At 66.8% G+C, this 15,980-nt stretch carries 15 protein-coding genes; 3 read left to right on the top strand and 12 right to left on the bottom strand.

Going from position 1 to position 15,980, the window contains the following annotated elements:
- Positions 1-65 precede the first annotated feature (65 nt).
- The gene (locus POL67_RS03830; RefSeq protein WP_271915665.1) at positions 66-1,043 is read right to left on the bottom strand and encodes a methyltransferase; all 978 of its coding nucleotides are present in this window, start codon (positions 1,041-1,043) and stop codon (positions 66-68) included.
- A gap of 101 nt (positions 1,044-1,144) precedes the next feature.
- Between POL67_RS03830 and POL67_RS03825 the strand changes: the two genes are divergently transcribed.
- Entirely contained in the window at positions 1,145-2,311 is a 1,167-nt protein-coding gene (locus POL67_RS03825; RefSeq protein WP_271915664.1) for an acyltransferase family protein, read from the top strand.
- A 6-nt stretch (positions 2,312-2,317) separates the two neighbouring features.
- Here the strand turns inward: POL67_RS03825 and POL67_RS03820 are convergent, their stop codons facing one another.
- The 4 genes from POL67_RS03820 to POL67_RS03805 all read right to left on the bottom strand — a co-directional run bounded on the left by POL67_RS03820 (position 2,318) and on the right by POL67_RS03805 (position 6,527).
- Complete coding sequence (locus tag POL67_RS03820) at positions 2,318-3,163, bottom strand: carbohydrate ABC transporter permease (RefSeq protein ID WP_271915663.1); 846 nt, start codon at positions 3,161-3,163, stop codon at positions 2,318-2,320.
- The gene (locus POL67_RS03815) at positions 3,160-4,083 is read right to left on the bottom strand and encodes a carbohydrate ABC transporter permease (protein ID WP_271915662.1); all 924 of its coding nucleotides are present in this window, start codon (positions 4,081-4,083) and stop codon (positions 3,160-3,162) included. The genes POL67_RS03820 and POL67_RS03815 overlap by 4 nt, the downstream gene beginning before the upstream one ends.
- Positions 4,084-4,094: 11 nt before the next feature.
- The gene (locus tag POL67_RS03810; RefSeq protein WP_271915661.1) at positions 4,095-5,447 is read right to left on the bottom strand and encodes an ABC transporter substrate-binding protein; all 1,353 of its coding nucleotides are present in this window, start codon (positions 5,445-5,447) and stop codon (positions 4,095-4,097) included.
- A gap of 63 nt (positions 5,448-5,510) precedes the next feature.
- Positions 5,511-6,527 (bottom strand): diacylglycerol/lipid kinase family protein, encoded by a 1,017-nt coding sequence (locus POL67_RS03805; protein WP_271915660.1) that lies wholly within the window; start codon positions 6,525-6,527, stop codon positions 5,511-5,513.
- An 87-nt stretch (positions 6,528-6,614) separates the two neighbouring features.
- On the opposite strand from POL67_RS03805, the gene POL67_RS03800 reads away from it, so the two are divergent.
- Both POL67_RS03800 and POL67_RS03795 read left to right on the top strand, forming a co-directional pair.
- Positions 6,615-7,634: a radical SAM protein gene (locus POL67_RS03800; protein ID WP_271915659.1), complete on the top strand. Its 1,020-nt coding sequence runs from the start codon at positions 6,615-6,617 to the stop codon at positions 7,632-7,634.
- A 5-nt stretch (positions 7,635-7,639) separates the two neighbouring features.
- Complete coding sequence (locus tag POL67_RS03795) at positions 7,640-8,377, top strand: hypothetical protein (protein ID WP_271915658.1); 738 nt, start codon at positions 7,640-7,642, stop codon at positions 8,375-8,377.
- Between the two features lie 9 nt (positions 8,378-8,386).
- Here POL67_RS03795 and POL67_RS03790 read toward each other — a convergent pair whose 3' ends face one another.
- Genes POL67_RS03790 through POL67_RS03760 form a run of 7 tightly spaced genes read right to left on the bottom strand, consistent with a single transcriptional unit; the run spans position 8,387 to position 15,855 of the window.
- Complete coding sequence (locus POL67_RS03790) at positions 8,387-9,292, bottom strand: hypothetical protein (RefSeq protein ID WP_271915657.1); 906 nt, start codon at positions 9,290-9,292, stop codon at positions 8,387-8,389.
- Entirely contained in the window at positions 9,289-11,346 is a 2,058-nt protein-coding gene (locus tag POL67_RS03785; RefSeq protein WP_271915656.1) for a TonB-dependent receptor, read from the bottom strand. Before POL67_RS03785 ends, POL67_RS03790 begins: the two co-directional genes overlap by 4 nt.
- Positions 11,343-12,212: a hypothetical protein gene (locus POL67_RS03780; RefSeq protein ID WP_271915655.1), complete on the bottom strand. Its 870-nt coding sequence runs from the start codon at positions 12,210-12,212 to the stop codon at positions 11,343-11,345. The genes POL67_RS03785 and POL67_RS03780 overlap by 4 nt, the downstream gene beginning before the upstream one ends.
- Positions 12,213-12,226: 14 nt before the next feature.
- The gene (locus POL67_RS03775; protein ID WP_271915654.1) at positions 12,227-13,555 is read right to left on the bottom strand and encodes a hypothetical protein; all 1,329 of its coding nucleotides are present in this window, start codon (positions 13,553-13,555) and stop codon (positions 12,227-12,229) included.
- Complete coding sequence (locus tag POL67_RS03770) at positions 13,530-13,811, bottom strand: hypothetical protein (protein WP_271915653.1); 282 nt, start codon at positions 13,809-13,811, stop codon at positions 13,530-13,532. Before POL67_RS03770 ends, POL67_RS03775 begins: the two co-directional genes overlap by 26 nt.
- Positions 13,808-15,007, bottom strand: coding sequence for a hypothetical protein (locus POL67_RS03765; protein ID WP_271915652.1), 1,200 nt, complete (start codon positions 15,005-15,007; stop codon positions 13,808-13,810). Before POL67_RS03765 ends, POL67_RS03770 begins: the two co-directional genes overlap by 4 nt.
- Complete coding sequence (locus POL67_RS03760; RefSeq protein ID WP_271915651.1) at positions 15,004-15,855, bottom strand: helix-turn-helix transcriptional regulator; 852 nt, start codon at positions 15,853-15,855, stop codon at positions 15,004-15,006. The genes POL67_RS03765 and POL67_RS03760 overlap by 4 nt, the downstream gene beginning before the upstream one ends.
- Between the last annotated feature and the right edge of the window lie 125 nt (positions 15,856-15,980).

The raw sequence follows: 15,980 nt of genomic DNA, 5'->3' as shown, positions 1-15,980 counted from the left end.
TACAGGCCGGCCATGAGACCAAGGTCCCATGGCCCGTGCGTCGACACACAAGCGCGCGTACGACGTCAGGCCGCGACGCCCTCCACGATGGCGATGGAGTTCGCGGTCGGGATCACGCGGGCGATCTTCAGCCCGGCGGCCAGAAAAAGCGCTGCGAATTCGGCCTCGGTGCGCTCGCGGCCGGGCACGACGGTCAGCATGCAGAGATCGAGCGCTTTGCTCGGGTGATCCGTGTTTCCTGGAGGCACGAGCGCATCGACGACGAGCACGCGCCCTCCGGCGGCCATTGCGCGTCGGCAATGCATCAGGATGTTCACGCACGTATCATCTGCCCAATCGTGCATGATCCGCTTCAGCACGTAGACGTCCGCGCCGTCCGGCACGGAGGTGAAGAAATCGCCAGCCATGCGATCGACGCGCTTGTCGAGCCCTGCCGCCGCGATACGCCCCGGCTGCCCGACGACCTCGGGTCGATCGTAAAGCACGCCGCGCACCGAGGGATATTTTCGCAGCACCTCGACGAGCAACCCGCCGAGGCCCCCGCCCACGTCCACGACGCGCGAAGCAGCACCGAAATCGTAGGCCTCGGCGATCGCCCGGTTGTCCGCGTCCGAGACGCCGGCCATCGCCTTGTCGAAGACCTCGCCGATCAACGGATGCTTGCTCATGTACTCGAAAAACCCCACGCCGTGGCGAGCGTCGAACGCGCACTCGCCGGTCTTCACGGTATGAGGGATATGGAGCGCGGCCTCCATCGTGGGTGGGAGCGTGCCGAGCTGCACTGTGCCTTGCAGGGAGAAAGGCACGCCCGTGCGAAGGAGATCGGCGGCCGGCGTGAGGTGGAATCGCCCGTCATCGTCCTCGGCGAAGACGCCCTTCGACGCGAGCACGCGGAGGACGCGGTAAAGCGACAAGGAATGGGCGTTCGCCTCGACCGCGAGCTCCTCCGCCGTCTTCGGTCCCGACACGAGCCGGTCAGCGATTCCGAGCTGCATGACGGCGTTGAGGGCGCCGGCATAAAAGCATCCCCAACTGAGATCCATGATGATTCCAACAGGAGATTGCGTGGATTCCATGGCATTCAGCGTATCAAGCGCGTCGGACCCGAGCAAGGAACGCAGCCGACGGTTGACACCCTCGCGCGATGCCGGATACCGTGCGGACGTTGGCCGTGCATCTGGATAAAAACCGTCCCGGCTCCGATGGCTCGGCGTTGCCCGGGCTCGACGGGCTTCGTGCCGTTGCCGTCGTCCTGGTCCTGCTTTATCACCAGCAGCTCGTGGGCTTTGGATGGGCAGGCGTTCAGATCTTCTTCGTGCTCTCCGGGTATCTCATCACGAAGATCCTCCACCGCACGCGATCGGCTCCGCTCTCGCAGTACCTCCGCAACTTTTATGGACGCCGGGCGCTCCGGATTTTCCCCCTCTACTACGCCTATCTGCTCGCGCTCGGGCTCGCGGCCGCGTTCGGCGTCGCTCCTCCCGATCTCCGATCCGGCCTGCCGTTCGCGGTGACCTACACGTACAATTTTTATCATGCGGGCTCCGGGTTCGTGCATTCAAAGCTCTTGACCCACCTGTGGTCCCTCTCGGTGGAAGAGCAGTTTTATCTCGTCTGGCCGCTGTTTCTGTATTTCCTCGAGCCGAACAAACTGCGCCGGGTCCTCTGGGGCCTCGTCCTCGCGGGTCCTCTCATTCGCGCGCTTCTTTTTCAGGGCCTCCGTCTGTCGGGCACGTCCATTCTCTCGGACACCGAGATCGCGCTCTACGTCTGCACCCCTTCGCACGTCGACGCCTTCGCGCTCGGCGCGCTCGCGTCGCTCTTTCCCTTCGGAACCGGCCGGAGGGCGCTGCTCGTGGGTCTCGGGCTCACGCTGGCCCTCGGCCTTTTGATCCTCGTCGTTTACGGTCCGGCAGGGCTGCGCTCCTCGATTGGATACCCGATAGGCCTGAAACACGGGTATGCCTACATCTGGGGCTACTCGCTCATCAACGTGTCGAGCGTGCTCCTCATCGAATGCCTGGTGCGCGGCGTTTTTCTACCCCGATTCTTCGAGCACCCCGCCCTCGCCTACCTGGGCCGTATCTCCTATGGCGTCTACGTCCTGCATTTTCCCGTGCAGGCCATGGTCGAGCGCGTCCTCCCGGCTTCGTCCGTCCTCGTACGGATGGCCGTGCAGCTCGTGTGTACCCTGGCGAGCGCGAGTGTGTCCTATCACGTCTTCGAGCTCCGGTTCCTGCGATTGAAGGACCGGTGGTTCGGCAACGAGAAGCCACGGTCCGAACGAGAAGTCTTCGCGCAGAGCGAATGAGCCCGCTCACCCCTTCACGGCCCCCGCCGTGAGCCCTGCGATGATCCGCCTCTGGAAGACGAGCGCGAGCAGCACGAGCGGCGTCGTCACCAGCACGGAAGCGGCCATCATCTGCCCCCAGGGCACCTCGAAGGCCGAGCTCGTCGTCGCAGAGAACGAGAGAATCGCATGGGTCACGGTCCGTTTGTCCGGGGTCTGCATGAACGAGAGCGCGAACAGGAGCTCGTTCCATGCGGCGATGAAGGAGAGCAATCCCGTCGTGACCATCCCGGGGGCCGCGAGTGGCAGCATGATTTTCGCAAAGAGCTGCAACGGGGAAGCGCCATCCATGTAGGCCGCCTCTTCGATCTCGACGGGCACGGCTTCGAGAAACCCGGTGAGCACCCATATGGTGAAGGGCAACGTGAAGACGAGATACGTCAGCGTCAGGGCTGGCAGCCGGTTGTAGAGGCCGAGCGCATTGACGAGCTGGAAAAGCGCGCCCAGGACGGCAATCTGAGGAAACAGGGTCATCGAGAGGATCACATAGAGCACGATGCTCCGGCCGCGAAAGCGGTACCGGCCGAGCGCGAACGCCGCGAGCGCGCCGATGGCGAGGGAGACGAGCGTCACCGAACTCGCCACGAGGACGCTGTTCAGCGCAGCGCGGAGGAAGTCGTCGTTCGCGAGGACCTGACGATAATGTTCGAGCGTCGGGTGCTCGGGCCAGAATCGCGTGGGCGTCGAGAAGAGCTCGGCGTTCGTCTTGAACGAGGACACGAGCGCCCAGCCGAATGGAAAAACGAGATACACGACGAGGAGAACCACGGCCATCCCGAAGGCCGCTCGCCGCGCCACGCCCCGGACCTTCATGTCTCCCTCCGCTGGAAAAGCGCAACGTAGATCATGATGAAGACGGCGATGACCAGGAAAATCGCGGTGGAAACGGCCGATCCGTATCCCACGTCGGAGATGCTGACGAGGATCTCGTGGGCATACGTGGCCAGGGTCTGCATGTCGGGCCGGCTCCCGAACATCACGTAAAAGACGTCGAAGACACGCAATGCGTCGAGCGTCCGGAACACGAGCGCGACGAGGAGGGCCGGCCGAAGGAGCGGCAGGGTGATCCGCGTGAACGCTTGCAGGCGCGTCGCGCCGTCCACGCGCGCGGCCTCATAAAGCTCGCGCGGGATAAGCTGCAGGCCGGCGAGCAGGAGCAACGCGACGAAGGGCGTCGTCTTCCAGACGTCGACGAGGACGGCCGCGGGGAGCGAGGTCCTCGGGTCCGCAGTGAATGCGATTGGCTCGGAAAGCAGGCCCAGTCGATTCACGAGGACATCGTTGAAGACGCCATACACGTCATTGTACATCCATTTCCACATCTGCGTGGACACGGCCGTGGGGATGGCCCAGGGGACGAGCATGGCGGCGCGCACGGCGGAGCGCCCCTTGAAACGTGCATCGAGGAGCAGTGCAATGCCGAGACCGAGGGCGAGCTCGAGCACGACGGTGATCACGGCGAAGAAGACGGTGAGAAGCAACGCGTCGAGGAAAAACCCGTCGTGGGCAAGCTCCACGTAATTCGACAACCCCACAAAGCGCGCGGGCTCCTCGCTGCCGAGCCGGGTATTCGTGAGGCTCAAATACAGGGTGTCGCAGAGCGGATAAAGCGCCACGAACGCCGTCACGATCAGCGCCGGTGTGAGGAACGCCCACGCGACCCTGGCGCGCCTCTTCGCGCGGATCCCTGCGACCTCCGCTTGCTTCTCCGCCTCGCCCGTCGTCGTGCTCATCCCGTGTCCCCTCACCACAACGAGCGCCGGATACGCCGAGCGATCTGCTCCAGCGCCTTCTTGGGGTCTGTCCCGTAAAGCGCCTTGCTCACGCCCTGGTAAAATGCGATCGAGACCTCGTTGTACCTCGCGCCCGCCTGGTTCGACGGCCTCGCGACCAGCGTCGCTCCCCGCACCCGCTCGAGGAAAGGCAACACCCGCGCGACGTCCGGATCGCTCTGCACGGCGGGAATCGTGGGGATGTATCCGCCGACGAGCGCCCGGAAGCGCTGCACCTCGGGCGAGCAGAGATACCCGACGAACGCCACAGCCGCGTCGGGAAACCGCGAATATCTCGAAACGCCGAGGGTCCACCCGCCCAGGGTTGCGCTGCTCTCGTACCCGGGCTCGTGCGGGAGCGGCGCGACGTCGAAGCGCCCCTCGATGCGCGACCCCTTCGTGTTGCCGGCCGCGTACGCATACGGCCAGTTGCGCATGAAGGCCGCGTTTCCGCCCTGAAACACGTTGCGCGCGTCCTCCTCCTCGTATCCCGTCACGCCGATCGGCGAGATCGTCCCGACGAATCTGTGAAAGCGCGCGAGCGCCTGCGCGGCCCGGGGATTCTCCACCGTAGGCTCACGGCCCTCCAGGATCGCGCCCCCGCCGTACGAATGAATCCATTCGAGCGCATTGCACGTGAGCCCCTCGTACGCCTTGCCCTGCCAGACGAACCCGGCAAACGAGCGGCTCCGCGCGCGCTCTCCTCCCTGAATCATCCGCGCCATCTCTTCGAGCTCGTCCCACGTCGTTGGGGGTGCGCTGTATCCGTACTTCTGGAGCAGATCACTCCGGTAATAAAGCATGCCAAAATCGGTAAAATAGGGCATGGCCACGAGCCGTCCTTGCACGGTGTCGTTCTTGATCGCGGCTTCGAGGTGTGTCGCAGCGAGGTCCCCGAGCGCCGCGCCGAGATCGAGCAAATGCGGGGCGAAAATGCCGGGCCACACGATGTCGAGCGAAAGGACGTCCACGTCGGCGGAGCGCGCCTGAAAGAGGCGCTGGTAACTCGCATATGTCTCAGTCGCGTCACGCGGGCGCAGGACGACGTCCACGATGGCGCCCGTGTCCAGCGCAAACCGCCGCGCGAGCGCGCGGTCGATGGCGGCGCCGATACCGACCGACTCCGCGTAAAACACGAGCCGCGCACCCGCATGCCGCTCAGCCCTGGGCACGCGCGGCGGAGGCGTGCGCACCTCGGGGAGGTCTTCGGCCATGTCCTCCGCGGACGGCGCGCGACGACAGCCGGGGATCAGCGCAGAGAGCGGGAGAACGGCCGCGGCCGCGAGGAACGAACGTCGGGTCTGCTCGCCTCCTCCCATGGACATGACGACATCGTTCCCTGATCGGGCAGCGGCGTCAAATATTTTGTCCTCAAACGGATTGATCGCTCATTTGTCCGGAACGATCAGCCGCAAGGCGCGGGCGATGACCTCGATCGAAGCGCGCTCAACGCGCGGGAACTCCTCGCCATCGAGCTGGCAAGGCGGAGGCGCGCCGCCTTCGAAGACGCGGAAGTGGACGTCGATCCGAGAAGCCCTGCGCGTACCGGGAGGCGCGGTAGGCGCGATGAGCCTGGCGCGCGCGAGCGGTCCGACGGAGAGGCCCACCGTGGCGCGCCGGAGCCAATCACGTCGCGTGGGAAATGGGAACACCTCGAACAGGCCGTCATCGTGGCGTGACGTCGGATCGACCACCCATCCCCCTGCGTAGACGCGTGTCCCTCGAATCAAGAGTTCCGTGAGCCGCGCCTCCGAGCGGGCGCCGTCGGCGACGACCTCGGCCACGAAATCGACGTCCGGGCTCTGCGATGCGACGAGCGTGCGAATCAGGGCACCGGCGTACACGAGCTCGTCGCGATACAGCGCGAACGCCTTCCCACGCCGCTGCACCCGATCCCGGTCCACGTTGCGCGCCGCAATCACCGCGGCGCCGATGCCAAAGCCCACCGAATCAAAAAACGTCGCGCGCGCGACCGTCCTGCCGGCGCCGTCCATCGCATGGAGCTTCCCCGCGTCGAGCCGCGTCTCCCGCCCAGCCCCGAGGACGCGCACGTTCCGCTCGAGCGCGCGCTCCCCGGCGCGCAGACCGAAGCTCCGACCATGGTTGTTTGCGGTGCCCGCGGGCAGCATTCCGAGCGCAACCGAATCCCGGCGCGGGCTTTCGAGCAGCCCTTCGGCGACCTCGCGGAACGTACCGTCACCGCCCATGGCAATGACGCATCGATAAGGCTCTTCCGCGAGCGCATCCCGCACCGCCTGCACGGTTCGTCCGCCGGGCTCCGTCGGCAAGAGGCGGGCGGGAAGCCCCGCCGCGCGAAGCAAGCCCAATGCGACGTCGATGCGCGTCGCATTGCGCCCGCTCTGAGCCATGGGGTTCGCGACGAGGAGGTGCGTGGGCGCCATCATGCGAGGCCGAGTTTACCCGAAGCGCACGGGTGTTTCACGCGCCCAGGTCCCCTTCCCCTGGCGCCTGCGTTCGGATAGCCTCGGGGTGTGCTCCCGCGCCCCGAAGACGAGATCCCGCTACCGATGGCGCTCGCGCCGATGCGGCGTTTTGCGCTCGACGGCGCGCTCCTTTGCTTCGATCGACGCACGGGGCTCACGGCCGTCTGCGAGGGGCCCGAGACGGAGCATCTTCGCATGCGCACGCCGCGCGTCGTGCAGTTCTCGATCACGAACGCTTGCAATCTCTCCTGCACGTTCTGCTCGCGCGACGTCACGGCACGAAGCGCCTGGACCGCGGAGGAGGCGTTCGTCCTCTTGCACGACCTCGATCGGGCCGGCGTGCTGGAGGTCGCGTTCGGGGGCGGCGAGCCGCTCGTGTTCAAGGGATTCCCAGCGCTCGTGCGGCGCCTCGACCTGGAGACGCGGCTCTCCGTCAGTTTGACGACCAACGGTACGCGCCTCGACGACACGACGATCGCGGCGCTCGCGCCCCACGTGGGGCAAATTCGGCTTTCGGTCTACGATGACGTCGACCATCGACCCATCCTGGCACGACTCGCCCATAGCGGCGTGCGTTTCGGCGTGAACTGGCTCGTGACACCCGCGCGCCTCCCGGGGCTCACGGCGTTCGTCCTCGACCTCGTGGAATCGGGTTGTCGGGACATCCTCCTCCTCTCCTACAATGGCCCGGATCACACCTTGCACCTCGATCCGGCCGAGGCGTCGGAGTTCGCCCGCGTCGCGCGCGTGCTCGGGCGCGGACTCGCGGGGCGCGCGACGCTCAAGCTCGACATCTGCTGGGGCGAGCGCATGGCGACCGTTCCGCGCCTCTTCGGCGGGCGTCCCTGCTCCGCGGGCCGTGAATTCATGGTAATAACGAGTGAAAAGCAGGTAAGCCCTTGCAGCTTCCATCACCTGCGTTTCCCCGCGGAGACCGCCGAGGACGTTCTCCGCGTGTGGGAAACCCACGGAGACGCGCTCGCCGCGCCAGCGCGCGAGCTTGGGTGCGCGCGGACGCAGGGATTCGGCCTCGACGGCTCCCCAAAACGATTACCGATGATGGGATGACTCCGATGCGCATCTACCTTTACCAGGCATTCGCCAGCAACAACAGCGGCAGCTACACCCTGGTCGGCACGTTCAAAGACGAGGCCACGGCCGAGGAGGTCGCGCGCCTACTCGCCGAGGTGAGCGCGGCGCATTCCGCGTGGCTCGAGCGTACCGGCGGGGTCGACGACGGTCCTTCCCCCCTCGACGAGCTGGTGAAGCGCGAGGGCTTGCGGGGGAACAAACAAGGCCGCAACGATGACTGGCCCTATTACGATGACGCCCCTCGAGTCGTTGCCGCAGGCCTGCAGGTGCTCTTTCACAGCACGCACACACTGACGATGCCGGCCGCCCTCGGAGAGCTTTTTTATGCGCGAGGCGGCCGCGTCCAGATGGAACTCGACCATGCGCACGCGGAGATCGCGGTGGAGTTCGATTTCTGGCTCCCGCACGGACAATTCAAGGACAAGGACGCTCGGCGGGAGAAACTCGACGCCTTCGAGATGCGGCTCGAAAAGGAGCTCCCCGCCTGGACGACGCGTAGCGAAGCTGATCCCCGCCCGCAGATCGAGCCGGCGTGGTATCACGGGGAGTGGGGCAGCCGGCACGTGGCCGTGGTCTTCGATGATCTGGTCGAGGGCGTGCAGGGCGTGCGAACCCTCGCGCGGGACATGGCGGTGGAGCTCCGTTTCAAGATATGGGAATGCCCCCATGGAGTCCCCGATCCGTTCACTTTGCTTCGCGGGCCCACGATCGAGGAGTAGGCGCCCGCCCTAAGGCGGAGACTTCACGTCGAGGGTATACCTCGCGAAATCGGTCCCGCCACGCCCATCCCGCAACACGAGCCACACGAACACCCGCGAAGGCTCGTCGGGCGCGCGCCATCCGTTCGACACCGTCGGCGCCAGGTCCTCGCTCGCCCGCCCCGTCACGTCGCTCTCGAAGGCCCCGGCGGTCGCATACCAGGAGACCCGCAACGCCTCGCGTTGGTCCACAAGCGCCTGCTTTCTTGGATCGAACGCAGGGTACGCCTCGGCGTCATAGGCGCTCCAGCCGACCTCGAATCGCACGTCTCCGCCCGCGGGCAAGGCGTCGAGCGACGCGGGCGCGCCGTTCACGAACGCACGCAGCGGGACGAGCGTCGGGTTTCGATTTAGGGCGCGCCGCTCTGCGAACTCCACTGCGACGTCGAGGGGCGCATTCGGCAAGTTGCACGTGATCCGCTCCAGGACGAACGCGGTCTGCCCTGTGGCTTCCACGCGGACTGGCTGGTAAAACCCGCCTGTCCCATCTGGGTCCCTCGGGCGGAAATCACCGGGGGGCGTCTCGGGGCCGAAGAGCGAACAGGTATCGGTCGGCGTCGGCGCTGTCACGCTCACGGTAGTGCCCACGATGGGCCGCACGGCGCCTTCGAGACACGCGGCGCTGATAGGGCTGTTTTCCGTGAACGGCTTCGGCGCCGCGCAAAAGGCCCAGCGCACGGCGGTGCCCTGGAGTTCACCGTCCGGTGTCACCACAAGCGCCTTGTATACGACGGACGCACCGGGCTTCGATTCGGGCGGCTCGCTGCGCACCGCGAGGATACGCGGGCCCGTCACGAGCGACTCCCGCTCGGCCTCGGCAGGGAGGCAACCCGCCACGACGAGGAACATCGTTGCCCACGAAATGCTGCCCTTCACAGCTCGACCCTCGCACCCAGAATGGCCAGCACCGGCAACCCTGAAATGAAGCTCTTGCGGCTGAAATCGTAGTTGTAAACGAACTCCTCGGGGTTGTCCTGGTTCGTCGCGTTCGTGACGTCGAGCGAAAGGACCACCGAGGCGCTGCGCACGGAAATCGCCTTCTGCACGCGGAGGTCGAGGGCCTGGAAGCTCGGGAGGCGTGTTCCATTTGGCGCGCCGAAGATCGGCTGGAAACGGCCGGCCGTCGTATCATAAAAAGAGCCCACGACAGGCGTGCGCGGCGCGCCCGTGGCGTGACGGAACCGAACGCCGAAATTCCATCCACGCCATTCGTAGCCGGCCATCGCTGTGAGCACGTGCGTCTGATCGTGATCAAAAAGCCGCGTCGACGGATCCTCCACATAACGCCGTTCGCTACGGCTCGCGGTGTAGGCGATCCAGCCGTAAAGCCCATTGCAGAGCTGCCTTCGCGCGAGGACCTGCACGCCGAAACTCTCGCCCTCGCCTTCCTGCGTGAGGGCGGCAGCGAGCTTCGGGGTGGGGAGCCGGCTGCGGACCACGAGGTCGTCGAGCGCCACGAAAAAACCGGTCACTTCAACGTCGAGGCCCGCGGGCAAGCGCACGGACGCGCCTGCGCTCGCGTGCGCCGCGCGGGAGAGCATAAGGTTTGGCGCGCCGAACACCGGTCCGAGATCCTCCGCCGACGGCGGCTGGTGGTAGAGGCCGCCGCTCGCGGAGATCGTCACATGGTCCACGGGGGAAACGCTCACCGAGAGCCGTGGATCCAGCGCTGGCAAGAGCCGGGACGAGCCGATGCCGGGAGTTTGTCCCACGCGCGGCGTGCTTCGGGATCCCTCCACCAGAAACAGGTCGGCGCGCAGCCCCGGCGTGACGAGAAAGGGGCCGAGCCGCAACTCCGAGACGAGGAAGGGGCCGACGTCGACGATGTTCGTAGTCCACTCGTCCGCATTGACGTCGCTTCCTGGGGGCTGGCCAAAGACGTAAAGATCCCCTTCCCTCGGAGGCAACGTGAGCGAACCCTGGCGGAACAAGCTCGCGCGGGACGCGAGGGCATCCACGCCGGCCGTCACGACGATGTCGCGCGTGAGCGGCGCGCGATACGAGGCACGCAGCCCATACCGCCACGTGAGCGTGTCCCGCGCCTGCGGCACCCCGCCGAACGAGGCATCCCGCCGATCACGATCCCGCCCGAAAAACGGAACGATGGCGACGTTCGCGCCGTCGGGCAGGGCGCGCGTATAACGCAAATAAAATCTTTGAAACGAGCTCTCGGTCGATTCGACACGCGTGTTCGCGGGGTCGGACGATGGCTGCGTGCGCGTGAGCGCGTCCCCCGCACCGAGGAGCACCGCCGAGATCGCCTCGTCCTCCCGGAGCGCGAGGGAGACCTTGAGCTGATAATCGTGATACCGCGGAATGGGCACGACGTCGAGGACGCTCGGCGGGGCCACGGCGGCGACGAGCCGATCGAAATGGCTCGCGCGGGCCGCGGCTGCGACGCGCACGCGATCCCCCACGGCAGCGCTCACCATGCCCGCGGCATCGAGGAAATCTGCGCCGATCGATCCGTGAATGCCCTTTGCCGGGAGCTCTCGCGTGGTCACGCGGACGAGGCCGCCGAGCGCGCGGCCGTATTCGGCGCCATACGCGCCGGGCGCGAGGTCGATCGCCTGCACGAGGCCCGAGGGAAGCACACCACGAAGGCCATTTCCGTGATAAAGTACCGGAATCTCGACGCCGTCCACGGTGACACGGCTGTCGCCCGGCGCGGCGCCCCAAAGAACGAGCCCTCCCCCGAAAAACCCGCCCCGCGCGACGCCCGGCAGGCTCTCCACGATTCGAAGCGCATCGTCCCGTGTCCCTGCCACGCGCCGGGCCTCGTCGGCGCGAACGGTCGCACGCCCCGGATCACGCTTGCGTGGCGCCGCGCGGACGGTCACCTCCGCGGGTCGTGGTTCGTCGGAATGGGCCACCGTGGAAAACGAGTACGCGGCCAGCACCACGGCCATACACACCGCGCGGCCCCTCACGGAAGATCGAACTCCACCGCGAGGACGCCGGCGCCCCTGTCGTGCGGCATCGCCTCGTCCGTGGGCCCGCCCTGTCCCGCGGACCGCGCCAGGGAGACGCCGCTCCGGAGCACGTCCACCGACCAGTTCGCGAAGCCCTCGCCGCAAAGGGAAAACGTATCGACACGGACGATGTAATGGCCGGGCGGCGGGTCGTTCTTCCAGATGACGTTTTCCATGCGCTTGCCGTCGATGACGCATCCCGCATTGGAGTCGAAATCGAGGAGCGCGCCGGACTGCCACGCCGTGGGATTCACTGGCTGCCCGGACGGCGGCAACTCGTACGAATTAATGTTGCGCTTGTAGATCTCGACCCCGCGCGGATCGACGACGTGCAGGTCGAGGTCGGCCTCGCGATCCCAGCGAAGCGAGACGACGAGGTTTCCCTCGGGCGCGGTGATGGTCGTGGCCTCGAGCGCATGACGGCTCGTGGTGCCGAAATGCCCATCCACATCGACGGCGTGCACGAGGAGCTCGTACGACCCCGCGCGCATGTCGGGCGAAAACGAAAGCGATACGTCGAAGGTGGGAAATGCCGGCGATTGCACGTCGGGCAGGCCCGCAGGGACGATCCAGTATCCTGCATCCCCGGAGAGGCCGAGCGCGACCGCGGTCGCATCCGGCGCGAGGGCCCCCCGCATGGGTTTGTCGATCTGCCCCGTTCGCACGCGATTCGTGCCGAGGTCCACGGCGACGACGCCGGGCCCGCCATTCTCCTGCGGCATCGGCCCCTTCACGTACACGCCGGGCGCGACACGCATGTCCGCAAAGAGCCCCGGATCGGACGATACGCCGCCGCAGCCGGTGAATACCGAAAACATAAGCAAGAGCGCAGGCCGCCTCAAAACGACACCTCCCCGCGAATCGCGAACGAGTCGTCCCCGAGCGTGGTCGGCAGACCGCCCGCGGTGCGGCCGAGCGCGTTGTTCCGGTGATCGTATTCAAGGACGACGCGCAGGGCGGGAAAGGGGTTGTCACGGGCGAACGTCCGCGTTGGGGGCGTGTACCGGAGCGCAGCGGCGATGGAGACGGTGGAGTACGTGCTGTCGCGGGGCACGAGGTCCTTGCCGCGTTGCTCGCTCGCGTCCTGGTCGGGGTTGTACCGATCGTAACGCACGCCAATCATCACATATCGGCTGAGCTCCTGGGTGATTCCGACGTGAAAGCCGAGTTCTCGGAGATCACGGCCTGCGCCGATCGGGTCGGCAGGCTCGACGCCACGATCGATGTTTTGCGCGCGCACGATTTCTCCGAAGAGGCACGATTCGCCGACGACGGGCAGCTTCGCCGTGACGCGCAGGTCGGCGCCGAGCGCGAAGCGGTCAAAGTTCTCGGACGGCGTGGCCGCGGTCCCCGGAATCGCGCGGATCTCGGTCCCCTCCACAAGGCCATTCTCGTTCTCGTCGCGCCACACGAGTACGTCCTTCGTGCTCGGCGTGCCCCGGTGTAGCCCCGTGCCGGAAAGGGCGGAAAACCCGCCCTGCACGCGCAGCCTCGCGAGCGGCCTCGTATCGACGCCGATGCGACCGAGGACGTCCTTGCCTCCGTTCGGATCCCGCGCCGGGAAAAACACCTGCCCGACCGGCTCGCCGTTCATGAGGGCCACGGCATACCGGAGGACACGATACCCGCCGGAGAGGCGCAGGCCGAGGTCATAGTTGCCCGGAAACAGCGCGCGGCTCGTCGTGGTTCGTTCGAGGAAGAGGCGGCTCCGCTCACGCTCCGGTCCTTCGACGCCAAAAGGAATTTTGAAGAGGCCGAGCGTGGCCATGACGTAGGGCGGCGCCTCGGCATTCGCGCCTTGCCAGCGCGCCGAGACCTCGGCCTCGATGACACGCGCGGCGGGCCCCTCCACGGTGTTTGCGTCGAGCTCGAGCGCGCCGCTCACGATGTGCGCGCTCACATCGGCGCGGAGGCGCGCCCGCGTGATCGTGAATCGATCCTCGTTGAGCGGCGCGCCGGTCGCCGGGTTGATTTCGTCTTGCGACGATTGCCGATACGCCACAGCGTCGGCCTGCACATAGCCCGAGAGGCGGAGGCGCACGGGGGGCTCGGGTGGCTTGGGCTTGGTCTCGGCCCGCGCAGACCCGATCGCGCTCCCGGCGAGCAGGCTCGCGAGCACGACGAGCCGCCGAAATGCCCGGTCAGGGCAGCGGTGGGAGCGAGCCATCGGCATTCAGGAGCGGCAGGTTCACGACCTTGTCCACCTTCTCCGCGTCGGTGCAGGCGTTGATGATCTCCACGTGGCTCGTGGGGTCGGAGAAACATCCGGGCCCGCTCCCGCCGGCTCCGCCAGCTCCGCCCATGCCGCCCGCGCCGCTGCTCGACGAGCTACCCGAGGGGTTTGCCGGCGGATTCTCCTCGCCGCACGCGCTCGCGAGCAGGACGAGGACGAAAAGACCCTTGAAGAAGTATCGCGTGTTCATTTCGCCTCGCAGAAGCCGTGCCGGCACTTGCCACCGCCACATTCGCCATCCCCGCCGCATGTCGTGCACGTCGCGCTGGGTTGTCCCACGCGGCTCTCGAAAAAGCAGCCACACGGCTCGGGCGGGCTATAGAGCGAGAGGTCACCGCCCTCGAAGGACCGCGTGACCGTCATTGCGCAATCGGGGACGAGCCCCTTCGAGATGACGATGTCGAGCGGATCGAAATCCGGCGCGGGAGTGACGGTCTTCGCGAGGATCATGTCGACGAGGGAACGAACGCGCGCGTTCGTCACGGTCCCCTGCGCGTCGACGTGCGCGAGATACACCGTGGGGGACCAGATCGTGTAATGACCGTCCCGCACGTTGCGTTTGTCGAAGGAGGTCGCCGTGGAGTCGGGGTAATAGGCGTGTTTCTGCTTGAACGCCTGGAACGCGAGCGCTTCGACCTTGTCCCGGTTGCCGTCGTAAATCTCGGCGCCGAGGATGCCGATCGTCTTCTCGGGGCTCGGCGAGGTGGCGACGCCGTTCAAGACCTCGGAGGATTTGTCGAGCATCGCCCCTTTCCATTTCGCCCCTGGCACGCCGATGGCCGCAGCCATCGTGAGCAGCGTGCTCTTTGTCGTCGTGCGGATGAAATAGAGCGACTCGTCCGTCCAGGGCTCGACCTTCCCCTGCGCGCCGAAGCCGAAAACGAAATACGCCTCCTCCGCTGTGATGGCGCGCTGCGAGCTCGCCTCCGGGACGATGAAGACATACGGCTGCACGGGCCCCTGGAACAGGCCGATCCCGGCGGGCGGCGGCGAGGGATCGCAGGAGCTCACGAAGAGCGCCGAGATGGCGAGGTCGAGGGGGACACCGTTCGGATCAATCGTGCACTGAGGCGCGGGCTTGCTCGGGTCCCACGTCGGATCCTCGGCGGCCGAGGGGATGTAACGCGGATTCGTCGCGAGCTTCGTGCCCTGGTACATCGCTTCGATGTTCGTGCACGAGCCGCTCGTCTGGTAGATGAGCGTCATCGGGGTCGTCTGCGAGGCGCGGAGCTTCTGGCCGAGCCCCTTGAGGAGCGGCTCCTGCGTGTCCCCGCTCTGGATGTAGACAGGGTTTGGCAAAGCGCTGCAATCCAGGGCGAGCGCCGCGCGCGGGGAAAGGAGCGCCGCGAGCGCTCCCAACATCATGGTTTGTCGGATCAATTTCAAGCGATACTCCTTCCAAACTGCAGATGCCCAGCGCTCGTCGCGTCGTACCCCGCGTGGCAAGCGAGCCGCGCGCGGAATTTCCCGCTCTGGACGAGCTCGCAGAGCGCGAGGACGCGGGGGTCGCCGAGGTGCTCGGCGCGAAACACGAGGCCATACGCCTCCGTCACGACGGGCGTGAACCCGAGCCCGGCGTGCGCGGCCCACGCGCGGGAGGCGAGCGCGACCTCGGCGTCCCCACGTGCGACGGCCATGACCGCGTCCCTGTGGGAGCGATATTCCTCGGCGTGCGCATAGGCGCGCTCGGGCTCGACCCCCTCGCGGGACAAAGCCTCGTCGATATGGTGGCGAATGCCCGCGGTCCGCGGCCGCGACGCGAGCCTGCGCCCCGCGATGCTGGAGAGCCTGCGCAACCGCAGGCCCTTGCGATGCGCGAGCCCGAGCTCACGGACGGCGAGGTGGATCCATGCGAGCTTCTCCCCCCCGAGCGACGCAGGAACATGGTCCCCGTGGCAGCCCGCGCCGAGCACGGCGCCACGCTCCAGCCGTACGAGGCCGGTCGCATGATCGGCGAGGATGAGGCCTACGAGCGGGGCGGCTCGATCACGGGCCTCGTCGAACAAGGCCTCGATCGCGAGATCTCCGTTCGCCGCGAGCAGGGGCGGAGGTGAGGTCTCGGGCGCCTCCGCCGACGCGGCGACAGGCGCGCCCCGGCTCCATGCGAGCACGTCGGCCTCGTCGTAACGCCACTCGTCGCCGACGCGGCGCGCGGGAAGCCCTCGTTTGAGGAGACGGTAGACGTGCTTCGGATGCACGCGAAGCAGCGCCGCGACCTCGTGGGTCGTGAGCAAGGCTGTAGGCCGTCGGGGAGGTGCGTCGTTACCCAAGGTGGTCGGATGTTACCTAATGTTACTCGTGAGGAACAAAAGATCGCGACGATCGGGTCGGGCGGGACCTCGGGTTCCGGTTCGGCTGG

Origin of the sequence: Polyangium mundeleinium, from assembly GCF_028369105.1 — a bacterium.
In the GTDB taxonomy this organism is placed as follows: domain Bacteria; phylum Myxococcota_A; class Polyangia; order Polyangiales; family Polyangiaceae; genus Polyangium; species Polyangium mundeleinium.
The sequence above is the reverse complement of the archived record's forward strand: the minus strand, read 5'-3'. Positions and strand labels throughout refer to the sequence as shown.

Bases quoted from the DNA above. Each gene is read 5' to 3' on its own strand.
- POL67_RS03830 (WP_271915665.1), bottom strand. From the start codon at position 1,043: ATGGATCTCAGTTGGGGATGCTTTTATGCCGGCGCCCTCAACGCCGTC.
- POL67_RS03825 (WP_271915664.1), top strand. From the start codon at position 1,145: ATGCCGGATACCGTGCGGACGTTGGCCGTGCATCTGGATAAAAACCGT.
- POL67_RS03820 (WP_271915663.1), bottom strand. From the start codon at position 3,163: ATGAAGGTCCGGGGCGTGGCGCGGCGAGCGGCCTTCGGGATGGCCGTG.
- POL67_RS03815 (WP_271915662.1), bottom strand. From the start codon at position 4,083: ATGAGCACGACGACGGGCGAGGCGGAGAAGCAAGCGGAGGTCGCAGGG.
- POL67_RS03810 (WP_271915661.1), bottom strand. From the start codon at position 5,447: ATGTCCATGGGAGGAGGCGAGCAGACCCGACGTTCGTTCCTCGCGGCC.
- POL67_RS03805 (WP_271915660.1), bottom strand. From the start codon at position 6,527: ATGATGGCGCCCACGCACCTCCTCGTCGCGAACCCCATGGCTCAGAGC.
- POL67_RS03795 (WP_271915658.1), top strand. From the start codon at position 7,640: ATGCGCATCTACCTTTACCAGGCATTCGCCAGCAACAACAGCGGCAGC.
- POL67_RS03775 (WP_271915654.1), bottom strand. From the start codon at position 13,555: ATGGCTCGCTCCCACCGCTGCCCTGACCGGGCATTTCGGCGGCTCGTC.
- POL67_RS03770 (WP_271915653.1), bottom strand. From the start codon at position 13,811: ATGAACACGCGATACTTCTTCAAGGGTCTTTTCGTCCTCGTCCTGCTC.